This window comes from Kitasatospora sp. NPDC059408 (assembly GCF_042751525.1).
GTDB lineage: Bacteria > Actinomycetota > Actinomycetes > Streptomycetales > Streptomycetaceae > Kitasatospora.
In genome coordinates this window covers 62,847-76,774 of sequence record NZ_JBHYWI010000042.1, presented here as the reverse complement: position 1 = coordinate 76,774, position 13,928 = coordinate 62,847, and the positions used below count along the sequence as shown (strand labels likewise).

The following is a 13,928-nucleotide window of genomic DNA, read 5'->3' as shown; positions in this document are numbered from 1 at the left end:
GCGCACCCAGATCCTGGTTCGAGGTCTTCGACCCCGACATCAGCGTCTGCAGCGCCTGGTTCCCCATGTCGAACTTCATACCGCTCCCCCGTCCGTCCGACCAGACATGCCTGTTCCAGTTCTACCAACCTTCGACCGCCCGGCGAACCCCTCGCGACAGAGCTGAGACGAAGGCATGACCGACCTATTGCCTCCGGCGCCACCCCTCCACGGCCCCGAAAACGCGACGGCACCGCAGCCGCATCGAGCAGCCGCAGTGCCGGACCGCAGGTCGGAGGAGGTCGGACCGCCTCTTCGCACGGTGGGCCACCAGGGGCTCGAACCCTGAACCTACGGATTAAAAGTCCGCAGCTCTGCCAATTGAGCTAGTGGCCCGCGACCCTGCCCCGTGTGGGGAGGGCCACCGCGATCCTACCCGGTGGGCCCCAGGGGTCCGCCAGTGGATTGGAGGGACTCGCCGGGGGCCGGGGGTGCCGGGGGCGGGGTGTAGTGGGCGGCGCGGACCCGGCGGAGCCAGGCCTCGGCGGGGCGCTGGTCGGGGGCGGCGGGGAGGACGCCGGGGCGGTCGAGGCGGTCGGCGGCCGCGACGAGGACGGGGCGGGCGACGTCCGGGTCGTCGGCGATGCGTTCGCCGAGGTCGCGGATGCGTTCGGGGTCGGGCAGGCGGACGAGATTGGTGCCGGTCTCGTGCAGGTGGACGGCTTGTTCGACGAGCCGCACCAGGTGGCGGGCGTGCTTGGCGGCGCGGCGCCGCGCGGCGGCGTCCGTGGTGTCGCGGGTCAGCAGCTTGCGGAACTGCTGGTCCGCGTAGCCGAGGTAGGCGTTCCGGACGGCCGGCGCGCTGAGGAACGAGCCGCGGATGCCGATGAGTTCGTCGCCGAGCGGGGTGCGCGTCTCGTACAGGTCGTCGGGCAGCCAGACGAGTTCGGACGCGGTGGGATTGCAGGAGAGCGCGAGGCGGCACCACTTGGCGGCCTCGTGCAGGGTGGCGTCCGGCCGGGTGGTCACGTGCGACTCGGCCGGGCGGTGCAGGCCGTGCAACTCCTCGGTGGGGGTGGCGAACAGGCCCAGCCGGTCGATGTCGGAGCCGGCGTGGGCGAAGCCGTACGCGGTCGAGCCGACGATGCCGGCGAGCAGGACGGCCCCGGGCGCTACGGGCGCTGCGGGCACTGCGGAGGCCATGGCCGCTACGGGCGCTGCGGGCACTGCGGCAGCCATGGGCACTACGGGCATGCGCGTTCTCCTCTCGAACAGCTCGGTCGGCCGTGGCGGTGGTGATCGCATCCTCCCCGAGCCCGGCCGCGCCGGGCGACCGATTTCCTGCTCGGGGCCCGCCCGTCGGCCGATACTGGCCCCATGGAGCACGGACCGGAGACCCGCACCGACGCCGACACCGCGAAACTGCGCGCCTGGTGGTCGCACCGCCAGTGGCTGGACCGCCCGCACCCCGGCGCACCCGCCGCCGAGGTGCTGGCCGCCACCGGGTGGGCGCGGTCGGTGGGCGGCGCGGCCCCGTACCTGGGGCTGTTCGCCCGGGCCGGGCTCCGCCGGGCGGCGGTGGACGCGGCCGTGGCGCGGCTGGAGGTGCACGAGCTGCCGGCGGCGCGCGGCTGCACGTACGTCCTGCCGGCCGCCGACTTCGCGCTCGGGCTGGCCGCCGGCGCCGCCGGACCGGTGGCCGAACTGACCTCCGCGGAGAAGCACTTGGGGGTCGGCCGGGACGAGGTGGAGAAGCTCTGCCTGGCCATCGAGCGCGTGTTGTCGGAGGCGGAGCCGCTGGACCCGACGTCGATCCGGGAGGAGGTCGGCGACGCCGTCCGGTCGCTCGGCGAGGCGGGGAAGAAGCGCGGCGTCTCGACGACGCTGCCGCTCGCGCTCGGGCTGATGCAGTCGCGCGGACGGATCCGCCGGGTGCCCGTCAACGGCCGTCTGGACCAGCAGCGTTACGGCTACGTGGGCTGGGACCAGCCGGTCGCCGGGGGCACCGTCGACCTCGCCCGCCGCTACTTCTCCTGGGCCGCCCCGGCCACCCTGCGGCACTTCCGCTGGTTCTCCGGCTTCACCGCGGCCACCGCACGCCGGGCCGTCGCCGAGGCCGGGCTGGTCCCGCTCGCACCCGGCTCGGAATACCTGATGCCGTCCGAACTGCAGGACGAGTACGCCGAGTTCAGGATCCCAGCCGAGCCCCGCTACACCCTGCTCGCGGGCATCGACGGCATCCACCTCCTGCACCGCGACCTGCCCCGGCTGCTCGACCCCGCCGACGCCGCACGCCCGCTGCCCGCCGGCCGGGCCGGGCGGTCGTTCGGCAGCGAGGCCGACCCGCAGACCCACGTGGTGCTCGACCGGGGCCGGATCGTCGGGCTGTGGGAGTACGACACCGAGCGCGCGGAGATCGTCCACCAGTCCTTCGTGCCGCCGGACGACGCGCTGCGCGAGGCGGTGGCCCGCACCGAGGCGTTCGTCCGCGACGAGCTCGGCGACGCGCGCGGGTTCAGCCTCGACTCGCCGAAGAGCCGCGCGCCGAAGATCGCGGCCCTGCGGGCGGCGGCGGGCACCACGGACCGGGCCACCCGGTAGCGGCCACCCGGTGACGCCCGCCGGATAGCGGCCACTCGGTGACGCCCACCGGGTAGCGGCCACCGGGCAGTGGCCACCGGATAGCGTACGGACATGTCGACCACTCCCCCCGAGGTCCTGCTCGTCACCGGCGCGGGCCGCGGCATCGGCGCCGCCACCGCCCTGCTCGCCGCCCGCCGCGGCCACCACGTGTGCGTCAACTACCGGGCCGACCAGGCCTCGGCGGACGCCGTCGTGGCCGCCATCCGGGCCGAAGGCGGCACCGCCGTCGCCGTCCGGGCGGACGTCACCCGCACCGCCGAGGTGGAGCGGCTGTTCGCCACCGTGGACGCCGAACTCGGGCCGCTCACCGGCCTGGTGAACAACGCGGGCACGCTGGAGCGGCAGTGCCGGCTCGAAGACCTCGACGAGGAGCGGCTGAACCGGATCTGGGCGGCCAACATCACCGGCCCGTTCCTGTGCGCGGCGCAGGCCGTCCGCCGGATGTCCACCCGGCACGGCGGTCGCGGCGGCGCCGTCGTCAACGTCTCCTCGGCCGCCTCCCGGCTCGGCTCGCCGAACGAGTACGTCGACTACGCCGCCGCCAAGGGCGCCGTCGACTCGATGACCCGCGGCCTCGCGCTGGAGGTCGCCGCCGAGGGCATCCGCGTCAACGCCGTCCGCCCCGGGCTGATCCACACCGGCATCCACGCCCTGGGCGGCGAGCCCGGCCGGGTCGACCGGGTCGGCCCCACCCTGCCGATGGGGCGCGGCGGGCGGCCGGAGGAGGTCGCCGAGACGATCCTCTTCCTCCTCTCCCCCGCCTCGTCGTACATGACGGGCGCGTTCCTGGACGTCGCCGGCGGACGCTGAGAACGGTCCGCCCGAGGTGACCGGACGTCACCCGGCGGCACCGAAAGGCCTCCTCCGGTTTCCTTCCGCCACCACCGCCCGCACCCGTACCGTGGTGCCATGACCGACGCCATCGACGCCTTCATCGACATCCCCGGCGTGCGCAACTTCCGCGACGCCGGGGGCATCGGCACCCTCCGCCGCGGTGTGCTCTACCGCTCCGGCTCCTTCCACACCCTCACCGAGGAAGGCGCCCGGCGCCTCAAGGCCCTCGGCCTGCGCACCGTGGTCGACCTGCGCAGCGCGTTCGAGCTGGAGGTCTGGCCCGACCTGCGGCACGGCCTCGACCACGACACCCTCCACGTGCCGACCCTCCCCGCCGACCGCGAGGACGACGAGCACCCGTGGCCCGAGGACCAGGCCGCGCTCTACCCCTTCATGGCCCGCACCGGCGGCCCGTCGATCGCCGCGACCGTCCGCCGCCTGGCCGCCCCGGAAGCCGTCCCGGCCGTCGTCCACTGCGCGGTCGGCAAGGACCGCACCGGCCTCACCATCGCGGTCGTCCAGTCCCTCCTCGGCGCCTCCGAGGCCGAGATCACCGCCGACTTCCTGCGCTCCAACGCCGGCCTCGGCCTCCTCGACGGCCCCACCCCGTACGTCGACGAGACCGGCACCGAACGCGTCTCCCGCCCGGTCTCCGCCGCCCTCCTCGCCTCCTCCCTCGCCTGGATCGAAGCCCACCACGGCTCCATCCCCGCCTACCTCGCCCCCCACGGCATCACCGACACCGACCTCACCGCCCTCCGCACCAACCTCTCCGCCTGAGCGAACCGCCGAAGCCCCACCGCTTACCCCCGGCGTTCCAGGTGCCACCACTGCGTCGGGGAGTCGGTGTCCTCCCGCTGCTCGACCCCGCCCTCGGTGGCCGTCAGGGGTTTGCCGCTGATGAAGCTCGTGATGGTGTAGGTGCCCGGGGCGTCGTCGTGGTGTTCGAGGAGCCATTCCTGGGCGCCGAAGGCGTTGGCGGACCACTGCTGGATGGGGACGCCGTCGTCGGGGGAGGCGTTGGTGACGTCGAGGCGTTTGCCGCTGTTGGCGTTCTCCAGGTGGTAGAGGGCGCCGCCGGGGTGGACGGTGGTGAGGTGCCAGAGCTGGGCGTCGGTGCCGGTGGCCTCGCCGCAGCGGATGCGGGCTCCACTGCGGCGGCTGCCGGCGGCGACTTCGAGGAGCAGGCCGTCGGCGGCGTTGCGGATCAGGTAGGCGCCGTCCGTGATCGCGGTGTCAGTCACGGGGGAAGTCTGCCACCGGGGACCGACGGGCCTCGTAGGTGAAGGCGGCGGCGAGGACGGTGGCGGTGGCCGCGACCTGGGCGAGGGCGGAGACGGTGGTGCCGAGCCGGACGGTGGCGAGCAGGAGGGCCGCCGCGACGAGCCGGGGCGCGTTCGGGGTGAGGCGGAAGGTGCGGCGGACGGCGGTGTTGACGACGAGGTAGAGCGCGATGCCGCCGGCGAGGGCGCCGGCCTGCGGGAGGGTGATCGGGGCCCCCGGGTGGGCGACGGCGGACTTGACCCCGGCGGGCCGGGGCCGGGGACTCGTATCGGATGGGGCGCAGTCACCGCGTGAGTATGCGTCACGGTGCCTTCGCCGCGCCGCTGCTTCCGCCGACGCACGCACCCCACGCGGCCCCGCACGGCCCCCGCTCCGCTCCCCGCCCCGCCCGCCGCCTATGCTGCGGCGAATGGCCTCCCAGCACACCCCCACGCCCCATCAGCAGCCCACCTTCACCGAGGCGGTGACCGTCCTGGAGGCGGTGGTCGCGGCGGAGGACGAGGAGCGGTTCGGCCCCGCGCTCGGCCTGGTCGGCGGGCTCTTCGGCCCGGCCGGCCCGGAGGAGGTGGCGACCGCCGGGCCCCGGCTGGCGGCGCTGCTGCCGGACGCGCCGCCGTTCCCGCGTTCGCACCTGGCGATGCTCGTGGGCGCGTGCGTCGAGCGGGGCGCCGATCCGTCGGCGTGCGCGGGCCCGGTGCTGGCCGGTCTGCGGGGCGCGTTGACGGGCGCGCAGCGGCTCGTGGAGCGGTGGGAGGCGACGGGCGGCGGTCCGCTGCCCGATCCGGAGGAGGACGACCCGGGCGCGGCCCACGGGCGGATCGCGGATCCGGCCGTCCTGGACGCCTGGCAGGCGCACCTGGCCGTCGTCGGCTGGTGGACGCTGGAGCTGTGGCAGCGCGCCGCGTGGGCGGTGCTGGCGCACGCGCCGGTGCGGGCGGAGGCGCGCGCCTCGGGCGTGACGGCCGTGCTGCTGGAGCTGATCGCCCGGTACGGCGGTGAGCGGCACGACCTCAAGGGCCTCTCGTACCTGGCCCAGGTGCTCGACGACGAACCGCTGCTGGTGCTGGACCGGCCGACGGGCACGGGCTACCTGCTCCGCATGGACGGCCTGAGCGACACCTTCCAGCTGCACACGCTCCTCGCCGACGTGCTGATCGGCGGCGGCCACCTGCCGGGCGTCCGGCAGGACCCGGAGGTCGTGGCGCTGTGCCGCACGGCGCACCCGGACGGCCGCCGCCTGATCGCGGCCGGCGCGTTCAACCTGGTGGCGCCGGACGGCTCGTGGCTCTGGAACGAGGGGACGCCGGCCGACATCCCGGTGCTGGACGGTGTTCGGACGCTGGTGCTGGAGCCGCAGCCGTACGAGCGGACGTGGTCGGCGGGCCGGTTCATCCCGGACCTCCCGGGCGACCTGCGGCTGGAGCGCGTGCTGTCCCCGGCGGAGGCGGCCGAGCGGCTGTCGCGGACGGTGCCCGCGCAGACCGCCGCGCAGGCGTTCCGCTAGGGCCACGGCAGTAAGCACCAAGGGCCGCGGCACTAGGCACCAAGGGCCGCGAGCGGGCGCCCGAGCGCGTGGGGTTATGGTCGGAAGCTGGAACGCATCCCCCCGAGCGGACGAGTGGAGTCGACGATGGCGAAGGTCCCGAACGTGATCGCGGACGGCGCGCCCGCCGCCCTGACCGCCGCGAGCGGCCTGGTCGGCGGCTACGGCGTGGCCCGCTGGACCGGGCGGCGCGAGCTGGGCGGCGCGGTGCTGGCGGTGGCCGGTGCCGGGGCGGCCGCGCAGTGGCACCGCCGTTCGGGCGCGCGTACGGCGGCCGTGCTGACCGGGCTGTACGTGGTGGCCTTCGGCGGCTCGCACCCGCTGGCGAAGCGGATCGGCGCGTGGCCGTCCGTGTTCGCCGTCACCGGGGTGGTCGCCGCCGCCTCGGCCGTGGCGACGGCGCTGTCCGGCCGCGCCGAGGCCTGACCGGCCGCCGAAGCGCTCAGCCGGTGAACCGGGCCTCGAACGCGGCCCGGTTCGCCGACACCGGCGAGCGGTCCCACACCGCGAACACGACGCGCTCGAAGGCGGCCCCGTACCGGGCCAGCGCGCCCTCGAAGGCCTCGGCGACGTCCGCCGGGTCGTTGCCGAACACGCCGCAGCCCCACGCCCCGAGCACCAGCGTGCGGACCTCGTGCCGGGCCGCCGCCGCGAGCACCCGCACGGCCCGCTCGGCGAGCACGCCGCGGACGTCGACGCCGGACGAACGCCGGGCCAGCTGGCCCGCGTTGGGCGCGGGCGAGGTCAGGAACGTGACGGGGTAGGGCCGGGCGAGGAGGGCACCGCCCTCGCCCCGGACGACGGGCACGCCGGGCGAGACGATCACCCGGTGGCTGTACCGGAGGTCGGTGGAGGCGCGGTGCGCCTCGTAGTAGTCGGGCGCCTCCAGCAGGCAGGTGTAGAGGAGCGCGCTGCGGCAGAGGTCCTCCTCCTGGGCGCGGGCGCCGCGCAGGTATCCGCCGCCGGGGTTGCGCGCGGACGCGAAGTTGAGCACCCCGACCGGTCCCGCGCCGGCCTCGACCAGGCGCCGCGCGGCCTGGACGCTGCCCTCGGCCGTCACCTCGACCGCCCCGCGGCCCGGCCCGGGACCGGGGCTGCCGGCCCGTAGGAGGGCGTCCAGCGCGGCCGGCGCGTACGACACCGTCCCGGCCCGGGCCGCCGCCAACTGATCGCCCACCTCGACGAGTTCGCCCCCGGTCGCCCGGTAGCTCCCCCGCGCGGCGATCTCCTCGTTCACCACGGCCACGCCGTGCAGTCTGCTGCTCATGGGCCCGACGCTAATGGACTTCCCTCAGCCCGCGCCACAGGTTATTCTCACTCCAAGAACAACACCTCGGGGGGAAACGTCCAGAGGGTCCCAGGGGGGTATCGGGGGATATCGGGGACCCAGGGGGGACGCCGGGGAAGTTCCGGGGGGAACGCCGAAGGGCCCGCTCCACCAAGTGGAGCGGGCCCTTCGTCCGTCAGCCGGCGGTTTCGTCAACTACCGGCGGTACGGGTTCAGTTCTTCCAGCGCGGCTTGCGGTCGTCGCGGTTGAAGCCGCCGCGGTCCTCGCGGTTGAAGCCGCCGGAGCGGGCGCCGCGGTCGTCGCGGTCACGGCCGCCGCCGAAGCCCGAGGACTGCGGACGGCCGCCGGAGCGGTGGTCGTCGCGGCGCGCGAACGGACGGCTGCTGCTGCCGCGCTCGTCGCGGTCACGGCCGAAGGACGGGCGGTCGCCGAAGGAGCGGGCCGGGCGGTCGCCGAAGGAACGGCCGCCACGGTCGTCGCGGTCACGGTTGAAGCCGCCGCGGTCGTCACGGTTGAAGCCACCCGAACGGGCACCGCGGTCACCGCGGTCGTCACGGTTGAAGCCACCGGAGCGGGCTCCGCGGTCGTCACGGTCACGGCCGCCGAAGCCACCGCGGTCACGGTCGAAACCGCCCGAACGACGGTCGTCGCGGTCACGGTTGAAGCCGCCGCGGTCGTCACGGTTGAAGCCACCGGAACGGGCACCGCGGTCACCGCGGTCGTCACGGTTGAAGCCACCCGAACGGGCACCGCGGTCACCGCGGTCATCGCGGTTGAAGCCACCGGAGCGGGCGCCGCGGTCGTCACGGTCACGGCCGCCGAAGCCACCGCGGTCACGGTCGAAACCGCCCGAACGACGGTCGTCACGGTCACGGTCGCGGCCGAAGGCCGGACGCTCGCTGCGGGCCTCGCGGTAGGCCGGGGTCCGCTCCTCGGCGGCCGGGCCGGACTGCGCCGGCACGGCGACCGCGGCGTCGGCGGCCGGGGCACCCTCGGCGACGGCGTCGCCCTCCGCGGCCGGGGCCTCGTCCTCGATGCCCAGCTCGGCCCGCTCGCGCGCCGCACGGGCGGCGAGGCGGTCGGCCTCCTCGCGCAGCTCGGTGGCGCGGCGCTGCGCGCGCTCCAGCTGGCGGGTCATGTCGGCGAGCTCGCGCTCGGCGGCACCGGCGATGTTCGCGGCGCTCTCGGCCTGCACCTCGGTCAGCGAGCGGGCGCCGGTGATCTTGGCGACCTCGGCGTCGAACGCGTGGTCCAGGATGTGGCGGCTGGCGTCGACGCCCGCGTCCTCCATGAGGCGGAAGACGCCGCGGCGCTGGTGCGGCAGCACCAGGGTGACGACGGCGCCGGAGCGGCCGGCCCGCGCGGTGCGGCCGGAGCGGTGCAGGTAGTCCTTGTGGTCGCCGGCCGGGTCCACGTTGAGGACCAGGTCGATGCCGTCGACGTGGATGCCGCGGGCGGCGACGTCGGTGGCGACGACGACGTTGACGTAGCCGTCCTTGAAGTCGCCGAGGACGCGGGTGCGGGCGCCCTGGGTCATGCCGCCGTGCAGCGCGTCGGCCTTCACGCCGGCCTCGATGAGCTGCTCGGCGACGCGGTCGGCGCCCATCTGGGTGCGGACGAAGATGATCGTGCGGCCCTTGCGGGCGGCGATCGCGTTGGTGATCGGCGCCTTGTCCTTGGGCTTCACCACGAGGATGTGGTGGGTCATGGTGGTGACGGCGCCGGCCGACGGGTCGACCTCGTGGGTGACCGGGTTCTTCAGGTAGCGCTTGACCAGGGTGTCGATCTCGTTCTCCAGGGTGGCGGAGAACAGCAGGCGCTGGCCGCCGGCCGGCACCTGGTCGAGGATCTCGGTGACCTCGGGCAGGAAGCCCATGTCGGCCATCTGGTCGGCCTCGTCGAGCACGACGGTGCGGACGTCGGCCAGCTTGGCGCTGCCGCGGTTCAGCAGGTCGCGCAGACGGCCGGGGGTGGCGACCAGGATGTCGACGCCGCGCTCCAGCGCGTAGATCTGGTTCGACATCGAGGTGCCGCCGCAGACGACCTTGAGCTTGAGCCCGAGCACCGAGCCGAACGGCTCCAGCGCGTCGGCCACCTGCATGGCCAGCTCACGGGTCGGGACGAGGATCAGGCCGCGCGGGTGCTTGGGCTTGGTGCGCTCGCCGTCGGCGAGGCGGGTGAGCAGCGGCAGACCGAAGCTGAGGGTCTTGCCGGAGCCGGTGCGGCCGCGGCCGAGCACGTCCTTGCCGGCCAGGGCGTCCGGGATGGTCGCGGCCTGGATCGGGAACGGGGTGGTCACGCCGCGCTTGGCGAGGGCGCGCACGACGTCGTCGTGCAGGCCCAGGTCGCCGAAGGTGATGGTGGGCTCGGCGGACTCGACGGCGTCGGTCTCGACGGCCTCGACGACCTCGGTCTCGGTGGTCTCGACGGCCTCGACGGCGTCGGACTCGGGGGTGGTGGTGACATCGGCGGCGGACTCGCTCGCGGGCATGGCGAAGCGGGCGTCGTCAACGAGAGACATGCAAAACCTTCCGGAAGTGGCACGCGCCAAAGTCCGGGGTTCTGTTTCACAACCGCCTCTATGCGGTCAGCCACGGATCGCCGGTACGCGCCAAGGGCGCCAGATGGGAGTAGGGCGCCAGACAAATGAATCAAACGAACGATCTACCACCATAGAGGATCCTCGGGATCGGAGGCAAATGCCCTGGCCATCCCCCTAATGCGGGGCCGGGCGGGGGCTCGGGGCCGAGGAACCGGAGCTGCCGGAGGACGGTTCCGGGGCCGGCGGGACGGTCGCGGCGGGCGAGGAGTGCTCGGGCTCGGGGGTCGTGGACGGGTGAGCGCTGGGCGTGGCCGAGGGAGCGCCCGAAGTGCCGCCGCCGGACCGGCCCTCGCCGGTGCCACCGGCGCCGGAGCCCGCCGAGCCGCCCGCGCCCGCCGTTCCGCCGCCCGCCGACGAGCCGCCGCCCGGCTTGGGTGCGGGGCTGGCGCTCACGCCCCCGGCCGCGCCGTTCGCGCCCGGCGATCCCTCCGCCGCGGGGGCGCCCGGCACCGGGATCACGCCCGCCGTGGCCGCGTTCGCGCCCGGCGCCGACTCGCCCGGAGCCTGTGACGTGCCCCCGGCGGGCGCGTTCTCCGTCTGCGAGCCCCCCTGCCGCTCCGAGCGCCCGGACGCACCCCCGAGGTGCCCGCCGCCCGCCGGGGCCGAGGGGCCGCCCGTCGCCCCCGGCTTGGCCGCCGGACCGGCCTGGCCCACCGGCGTGACGCCGCCGGGCTTCTCCTCCGCCGCCGGGCCGACCGACATGCACCCCGTCAACCCCAGCCCGGCCACCGCCAGCAACGCCGCCGCCCGCACCACACCGGTCCGCAGGTGCGCGCCCCGCGCCTGCTCCGCCGCCTGCGCCCGCGCCGAAACCGTACGCACCGCCGTCCGAACCGCCCGCACCGAAGCCACCGAGCTCCCTCTCTACCGCCCCACCCTGGCCGCCCCGTGCGCGCGGCCGCTCCCGGTGCCCAACGCGCGCCGGGCCCGGCGGGACACGGGCGGCGCACGAGGAAGCCACCGGCCGCCAACCACCCGGCCCAACGCCGTTGGTTCAAACGCGTGTCGGTTGGAATTCACCCCTGCGGGGGAGCGCAGAACGGCGGCCCGTCACTCCCGAGAGCGTCAGCCCAGAGCGCCCCCCAGAGCGCCGAGGCCAGAACGTCACCCCCAGAGCGCCGAGGCCAGCTCCGCCCCCGCGTAGACCGCGGCCAGGCCGGCCGCCAGACTGCCGGCCACGTTCGCCACCGCGTACCGCCCGGCCCCGGTCTCCACCAGCCGCAGCGTCTCGTACGAGAACGTCGAATACGTCGTCAGCGCCCCGCAGAACCCCGTCCCGACCAGCAACTGGACGTGCGGGGACGCGGCCCCCGCCGCGACCGCACCGGTCACCAGGCCCAGCACCGCGCAGCCGACGACGTTCACCACGAACGTCCCCCACGGGAACACCGAGTCGTGCCGGGACTGCACCGCCCGGTCCGTCAGGTACCGCATCGGCGCCCCGACCACGGCCCCCGCCACCACCAACAGCCAGTTCACTTCCCGTCCTCCCCGGCCCCGGCCGAACCGGCCGCACCGGCTGAACCGGCCGCGCCCGCCGAACCCGTCCGCCCGACGTAGCGCACGACCTCGCACGGGTCGAGCACCACCAGCCCCTCGGCCACCAACTCGTCCAGCTGCGGCAGGAAGCCCCGCACCCGCTGTTCCTCGTCCACGATCACCACCGCCACCGGCAGGTCCTCGCTCAGCGACAGCAGCCGCGTCGTGTGCACCAGCGACGACGCCCCGAACCCCTCGATCCCCCGGAAGACGCTCGCCCCGGCCAGCCCGGCGGCGCGCGCCCGGTGCACGATCTCGCTGTACAGCGGCCGGTGGTGCCAGCGGTCGTTCTCCCCGACCAGCACCGTCAGCCGCAGCGCGGGGCCGCCCATGCGCCCGCCTCGCTGCGCTCGGCGGTCGCTTCGCGAAACGCGCACCTCTTGGTCTGTTCGCTCGCTCCGCTCGCTCACGTCACTCATGCGCCACCGCCTTCCCGAGCGCCGCGGTGGATCAGACGCCGCGTCACCACGGCCGCCGTCCAGACCGCGAGGAGCGCCCCCGCGAGCGTCAGCCCGAGGTACGCCAGGCCGGGGCCGAGCCGGTCCGCCCCGATCAGGCGCCGGATGTCCACCGCGTACGTCGAGAACGTGGTGAACCCGCCCAGCACGCCCGTCCCGAAGAACGGCCGCAGCAGCGGGTGCGCCGGGCGGCCCTCGGTGATCGCCACCAGGAAGACCCCGATCACCGCGCAGCCGACCACGTTGATCAGCAGCGTCGTCCACGGGAACGCGCTCGGCCCGTCCGTCCACGCCAGCCCGGCCGCGTACCTGGCCACCGCGCCGACCGCCCCGCCCAGCGCGATCACCGCGACGGCCGGCCCCTGCCCGCGCAGCACCGGCGGGCGCGGCCGCGCCACCGCCGCGACCGGCGGCACCGTCCGTGCCACGTCGTCCACCGTCCCGTCCGAGGTCGTCATAGGGCCATGAAACACCGGCTCCCACCACCTGGCACGCCCCCGTCCCAGAACCGACAATGATCCGGTGGAGATGACCCGGGAAGAGTTCGAGACGCTGGTCGGCGACGCGCTCGACCTGATTCCCCCGCAGCTCGCGGCCATGATGGACAACGTCGCGGTGTTCGTCGAGGACGAGCCGGACCCCGCCGACCCCGAGCTCCTCGGCCTCTACGAGGGCACCCCGCTCACCGAGCGCGGCGAGTGGTACGCCGGGGTCCTCCCGGACCGGATCATCATCTACCGCGGTCCCACCCTCCGGCACTGCGAGACCCGCGAGGAGGTCGTCGAGGAGGTCCGCATCACCGTGATCCACGAGGTCGCCCACCACTTCGGCTTCGACGACCACGAGCTCCACGACCTCGGCTGGTCCTGACCCCTCCCGGAGGGCCGCCGGCACCCGGCCCGACCGGCCGCCGCTCCACCCGGCCGGAACCCGTTTTGGCGATCCGCCCGACATCCCATATGCTTCTCGACGTCCCCGAACGCTGGAACACAGCGGGACAGGCCGCAAGCCCTCATCGTCTAGTGGCCCAGGACGCCGCCCTTTCAAGGCGGTAGCACGGGTTCGAATCCCGTTGGGGGCACGCAGTACCGCAGTACCCGTAGTAAAGTGCAGTGCCGCAAGACCTGGTGGCCCACCAGCCACCCAAGGTCCCGTGGAGCAGTTGGTTAGCTCGCCACCCTGTCAAGGTGGAGGTCGCGGGTTCAAGTCCCGTCGGGATCGCTCGTCTCGCAAGAGACGGTGCAGTACGGCCAGGTAGCTCAGTTGGTACGAGCGTCCGCCTGAAAAGCGGAAGGTCGCCGGTTCGACCCCGGCCCTGGCCACCGCCAGGAAGGCCCCGGAGAGATCACTCTCCGGGGCCTTCGCCGTTTGCGCGTGCCATCAGCAGGCGGGCCGAGTGACGCGGATCACGATCTCCGCCTTCCGACGCGCCCGTCCGCCACACCCGCCACCACGGCCCCCGGAGCGGGCCGAGCGGGCCCTTCGAGCCGCGGAGGACGCCCGGGGGCGCCAGGAGGCGCCAGAGGACCCGCCAGGGCCCCCAACCCCCGGAGCACACCGGTGGGACGCCCGGCCGGCCCTTCGAGCGCCGACGGCCCGCCCTTCGTCCGGCGCCGGGATATGTGGCCTCCGGACCGTGCGCGCAGCACCGTTTTCAAAGGCCGTTTATACGTCCGCATCCGGTGAATAATGCGGCCCTGATTCGAGTTTTCCAGAGCGTCGCATAAATATGCAGACCCGGCGGATTTGAATGTCAT

Annotated in this window: 15 protein-coding genes and 4 tRNA genes; 9 read left to right on the top strand and 10 right to left on the bottom strand. The window is 74.7% G+C overall.

The window, feature by feature from the left end:
• Nucleotides 1–302 precede the first annotated feature (302 nt).
• Both ACFXDE_RS26195 and ACFXDE_RS26190 read right to left on the bottom strand, forming a co-directional pair.
• Nucleotides 303–375, bottom strand: a tRNA-Lys gene (locus tag ACFXDE_RS26195).
• Nucleotides 376–411: 36 nt separating this feature from the next.
• Nucleotides 412–1,233, bottom strand: a complete 822-nt coding sequence (locus ACFXDE_RS26190) for a DNA polymerase beta superfamily protein (protein WP_380497186.1) — start codon at nucleotides 1,231–1,233, stop codon at nucleotides 412–414.
• Between the two features lie 123 nt (nucleotides 1,234–1,356).
• Between ACFXDE_RS26190 and ACFXDE_RS26185 the strand changes: the two genes are divergently transcribed.
• The 3 genes from ACFXDE_RS26185 to ACFXDE_RS26175 all read left to right on the top strand — a co-directional run bounded on the left by ACFXDE_RS26185 (nucleotide 1,357) and on the right by ACFXDE_RS26175 (nucleotide 4,236).
• A complete protein-coding gene (locus ACFXDE_RS26185; protein WP_380497185.1) occupies nucleotides 1,357–2,580 on the top strand; it encodes a DNA glycosylase AlkZ-like family protein in 1,224 nt (407 codons plus the stop codon).
• A gap of 93 nt (nucleotides 2,581–2,673) precedes the next feature.
• The gene (locus ACFXDE_RS26180; RefSeq protein ID WP_380497184.1) at nucleotides 2,674–3,432 is read left to right on the top strand and encodes an SDR family oxidoreductase; all 759 of its coding nucleotides are present in this window, start codon (nucleotides 2,674–2,676) and stop codon (nucleotides 3,430–3,432) included.
• A 99-nt stretch (nucleotides 3,433–3,531) separates the two neighbouring features.
• On the top strand, nucleotides 3,532–4,236 hold the full coding sequence (locus ACFXDE_RS26175) for a tyrosine-protein phosphatase (protein WP_380497183.1): 705 nt from the start codon (nucleotides 3,532–3,534) through the stop codon (nucleotides 4,234–4,236).
• 23 nt (nucleotides 4,237–4,259) lie between these two features.
• Here the strand turns inward: ACFXDE_RS26175 and ACFXDE_RS26170 are convergent, their stop codons facing one another.
• Together ACFXDE_RS26170 and ACFXDE_RS26165 are read right to left on the bottom strand one after the other, a co-directional pair.
• Nucleotides 4,260–4,700 (bottom strand): RICIN domain-containing protein, encoded by a 441-nt coding sequence (locus ACFXDE_RS26170; protein ID WP_380497182.1) that lies wholly within the window; start codon nucleotides 4,698–4,700, stop codon nucleotides 4,260–4,262.
• Complete coding sequence (locus tag ACFXDE_RS26165) at nucleotides 4,693–5,085, bottom strand: hypothetical protein (RefSeq protein ID WP_380497181.1); 393 nt, start codon at nucleotides 5,083–5,085, stop codon at nucleotides 4,693–4,695. The genes ACFXDE_RS26170 and ACFXDE_RS26165 overlap by 8 nt, the downstream gene beginning before the upstream one ends.
• 64 nt (nucleotides 5,086–5,149) lie before the next feature.
• Between ACFXDE_RS26165 and ACFXDE_RS26160 the strand changes: the two genes are divergently transcribed.
• Nucleotides 5,150–6,244, top strand: coding sequence for a hypothetical protein (locus ACFXDE_RS26160; protein ID WP_380497180.1), 1,095 nt, complete (start codon nucleotides 5,150–5,152; stop codon nucleotides 6,242–6,244).
• 126 nt (nucleotides 6,245–6,370) lie between these two features.
• Complete coding sequence (locus ACFXDE_RS26155) at nucleotides 6,371–6,709, top strand: hypothetical protein (RefSeq protein WP_380440624.1); 339 nt, start codon at nucleotides 6,371–6,373, stop codon at nucleotides 6,707–6,709.
• Between the two features lie 16 nt (nucleotides 6,710–6,725).
• Here ACFXDE_RS26155 and ACFXDE_RS26150 read toward each other — a convergent pair whose 3' ends face one another.
• The 6 genes from ACFXDE_RS26150 to crcB (ACFXDE_RS26125) all read right to left on the bottom strand — a co-directional run bounded on the left by ACFXDE_RS26150 (nucleotide 6,726) and on the right by crcB (ACFXDE_RS26125) (nucleotide 12,629).
• Nucleotides 6,726–7,550: a TIGR02452 family protein gene (locus ACFXDE_RS26150; protein ID WP_380497179.1), complete on the bottom strand. Its 825-nt coding sequence runs from the start codon at nucleotides 7,548–7,550 to the stop codon at nucleotides 6,726–6,728.
• A gap of 233 nt (nucleotides 7,551–7,783) precedes the next feature.
• A complete protein-coding gene (locus ACFXDE_RS26145; protein WP_380497178.1) occupies nucleotides 7,784–10,093 on the bottom strand; it encodes a DEAD/DEAH box helicase in 2,310 nt (769 codons plus the stop codon).
• Nucleotides 10,094–10,288: 195 nt separating this feature from the next.
• Nucleotides 10,289–10,996 (bottom strand): hypothetical protein, encoded by a 708-nt coding sequence (locus ACFXDE_RS26140; RefSeq protein WP_380497177.1) that lies wholly within the window; start codon nucleotides 10,994–10,996, stop codon nucleotides 10,289–10,291.
• Nucleotides 10,997–11,278: 282 nt separating this feature from the next.
• The gene (gene crcB / locus ACFXDE_RS26135; RefSeq protein ID WP_380440632.1) at nucleotides 11,279–11,653 is read right to left on the bottom strand and encodes a fluoride efflux transporter CrcB; all 375 of its coding nucleotides are present in this window, start codon (nucleotides 11,651–11,653) and stop codon (nucleotides 11,279–11,281) included.
• A complete protein-coding gene (locus ACFXDE_RS26130) occupies nucleotides 11,650–12,045 on the bottom strand; it encodes a DUF190 domain-containing protein (RefSeq protein WP_380497176.1) in 396 nt (131 codons plus the stop codon). Before ACFXDE_RS26130 ends, crcB (ACFXDE_RS26135) begins: the two co-directional genes overlap by 4 nt.
• 83 nt (nucleotides 12,046–12,128) lie before the next feature.
• The gene (gene crcB, locus ACFXDE_RS26125) at nucleotides 12,129–12,629 is read right to left on the bottom strand and encodes a fluoride efflux transporter CrcB (RefSeq protein ID WP_380497175.1); all 501 of its coding nucleotides are present in this window, start codon (nucleotides 12,627–12,629) and stop codon (nucleotides 12,129–12,131) included.
• Between the two features lie 70 nt (nucleotides 12,630–12,699).
• On the opposite strand from crcB (ACFXDE_RS26125), the gene ACFXDE_RS26120 reads away from it, so the two are divergent.
• From ACFXDE_RS26120 to ACFXDE_RS26105, 4 genes are all read left to right on the top strand, one after another.
• Entirely contained in the window at nucleotides 12,700–13,041 is a 342-nt protein-coding gene (locus ACFXDE_RS26120) for a metallopeptidase family protein (RefSeq protein WP_380440755.1), read from the top strand.
• Nucleotides 13,042–13,179: 138 nt separating this feature from the next.
• Nucleotides 13,180–13,252 (top strand) — tRNA-Glu (locus ACFXDE_RS26115).
• 66 nt (nucleotides 13,253–13,318) lie between these two features.
• A tRNA-Asp gene (locus ACFXDE_RS26110) sits at nucleotides 13,319–13,392 on the top strand.
• A gap of 27 nt (nucleotides 13,393–13,419) precedes the next feature.
• Nucleotides 13,420–13,493: transfer RNA gene (locus tag ACFXDE_RS26105), tRNA-Phe, on the top strand.
• Nucleotides 13,494–13,928 lie beyond the last annotated feature (435 nt).

Bases quoted from the DNA above. Each gene is read 5' to 3' on its own strand.
- ACFXDE_RS26190 (WP_380497186.1), bottom strand. From the start codon at position 1,233: ATGCCCGTAGTGCCCATGGCTGCCGCAGTGCCCGCAGCGCCCGTAGCG.
- ACFXDE_RS26185 (WP_380497185.1), top strand. From the start codon at position 1,357: ATGGAGCACGGACCGGAGACCCGCACCGACGCCGACACCGCGAAACTG.
- ACFXDE_RS26180 (WP_380497184.1), top strand. From the start codon at position 2,674: ATGTCGACCACTCCCCCCGAGGTCCTGCTCGTCACCGGCGCGGGCCGC.
- ACFXDE_RS26175 (WP_380497183.1), top strand. From the start codon at position 3,532: ATGACCGACGCCATCGACGCCTTCATCGACATCCCCGGCGTGCGCAAC.
- ACFXDE_RS26160 (WP_380497180.1), top strand. From the start codon at position 5,150: ATGGCCTCCCAGCACACCCCCACGCCCCATCAGCAGCCCACCTTCACC.
- ACFXDE_RS26155 (WP_380440624.1), top strand. From the start codon at position 6,371: ATGGCGAAGGTCCCGAACGTGATCGCGGACGGCGCGCCCGCCGCCCTG.
- ACFXDE_RS26150 (WP_380497179.1), bottom strand. From the start codon at position 7,550: ATGAGCAGCAGACTGCACGGCGTGGCCGTGGTGAACGAGGAGATCGCC.
- ACFXDE_RS26145 (WP_380497178.1), bottom strand. From the start codon at position 10,093: ATGTCTCTCGTTGACGACGCCCGCTTCGCCATGCCCGCGAGCGAGTCC.
- ACFXDE_RS26130 (WP_380497176.1), bottom strand. From the start codon at position 12,045: ATGGGCGGCCCCGCGCTGCGGCTGACGGTGCTGGTCGGGGAGAACGAC.
- crcB (WP_380497175.1), bottom strand. From the start codon at position 12,629: ATGACGACCTCGGACGGGACGGTGGACGACGTGGCACGGACGGTGCCG.
- ACFXDE_RS26120 (WP_380440755.1), top strand. From the start codon at position 12,700: ATGACCCGGGAAGAGTTCGAGACGCTGGTCGGCGACGCGCTCGACCTG.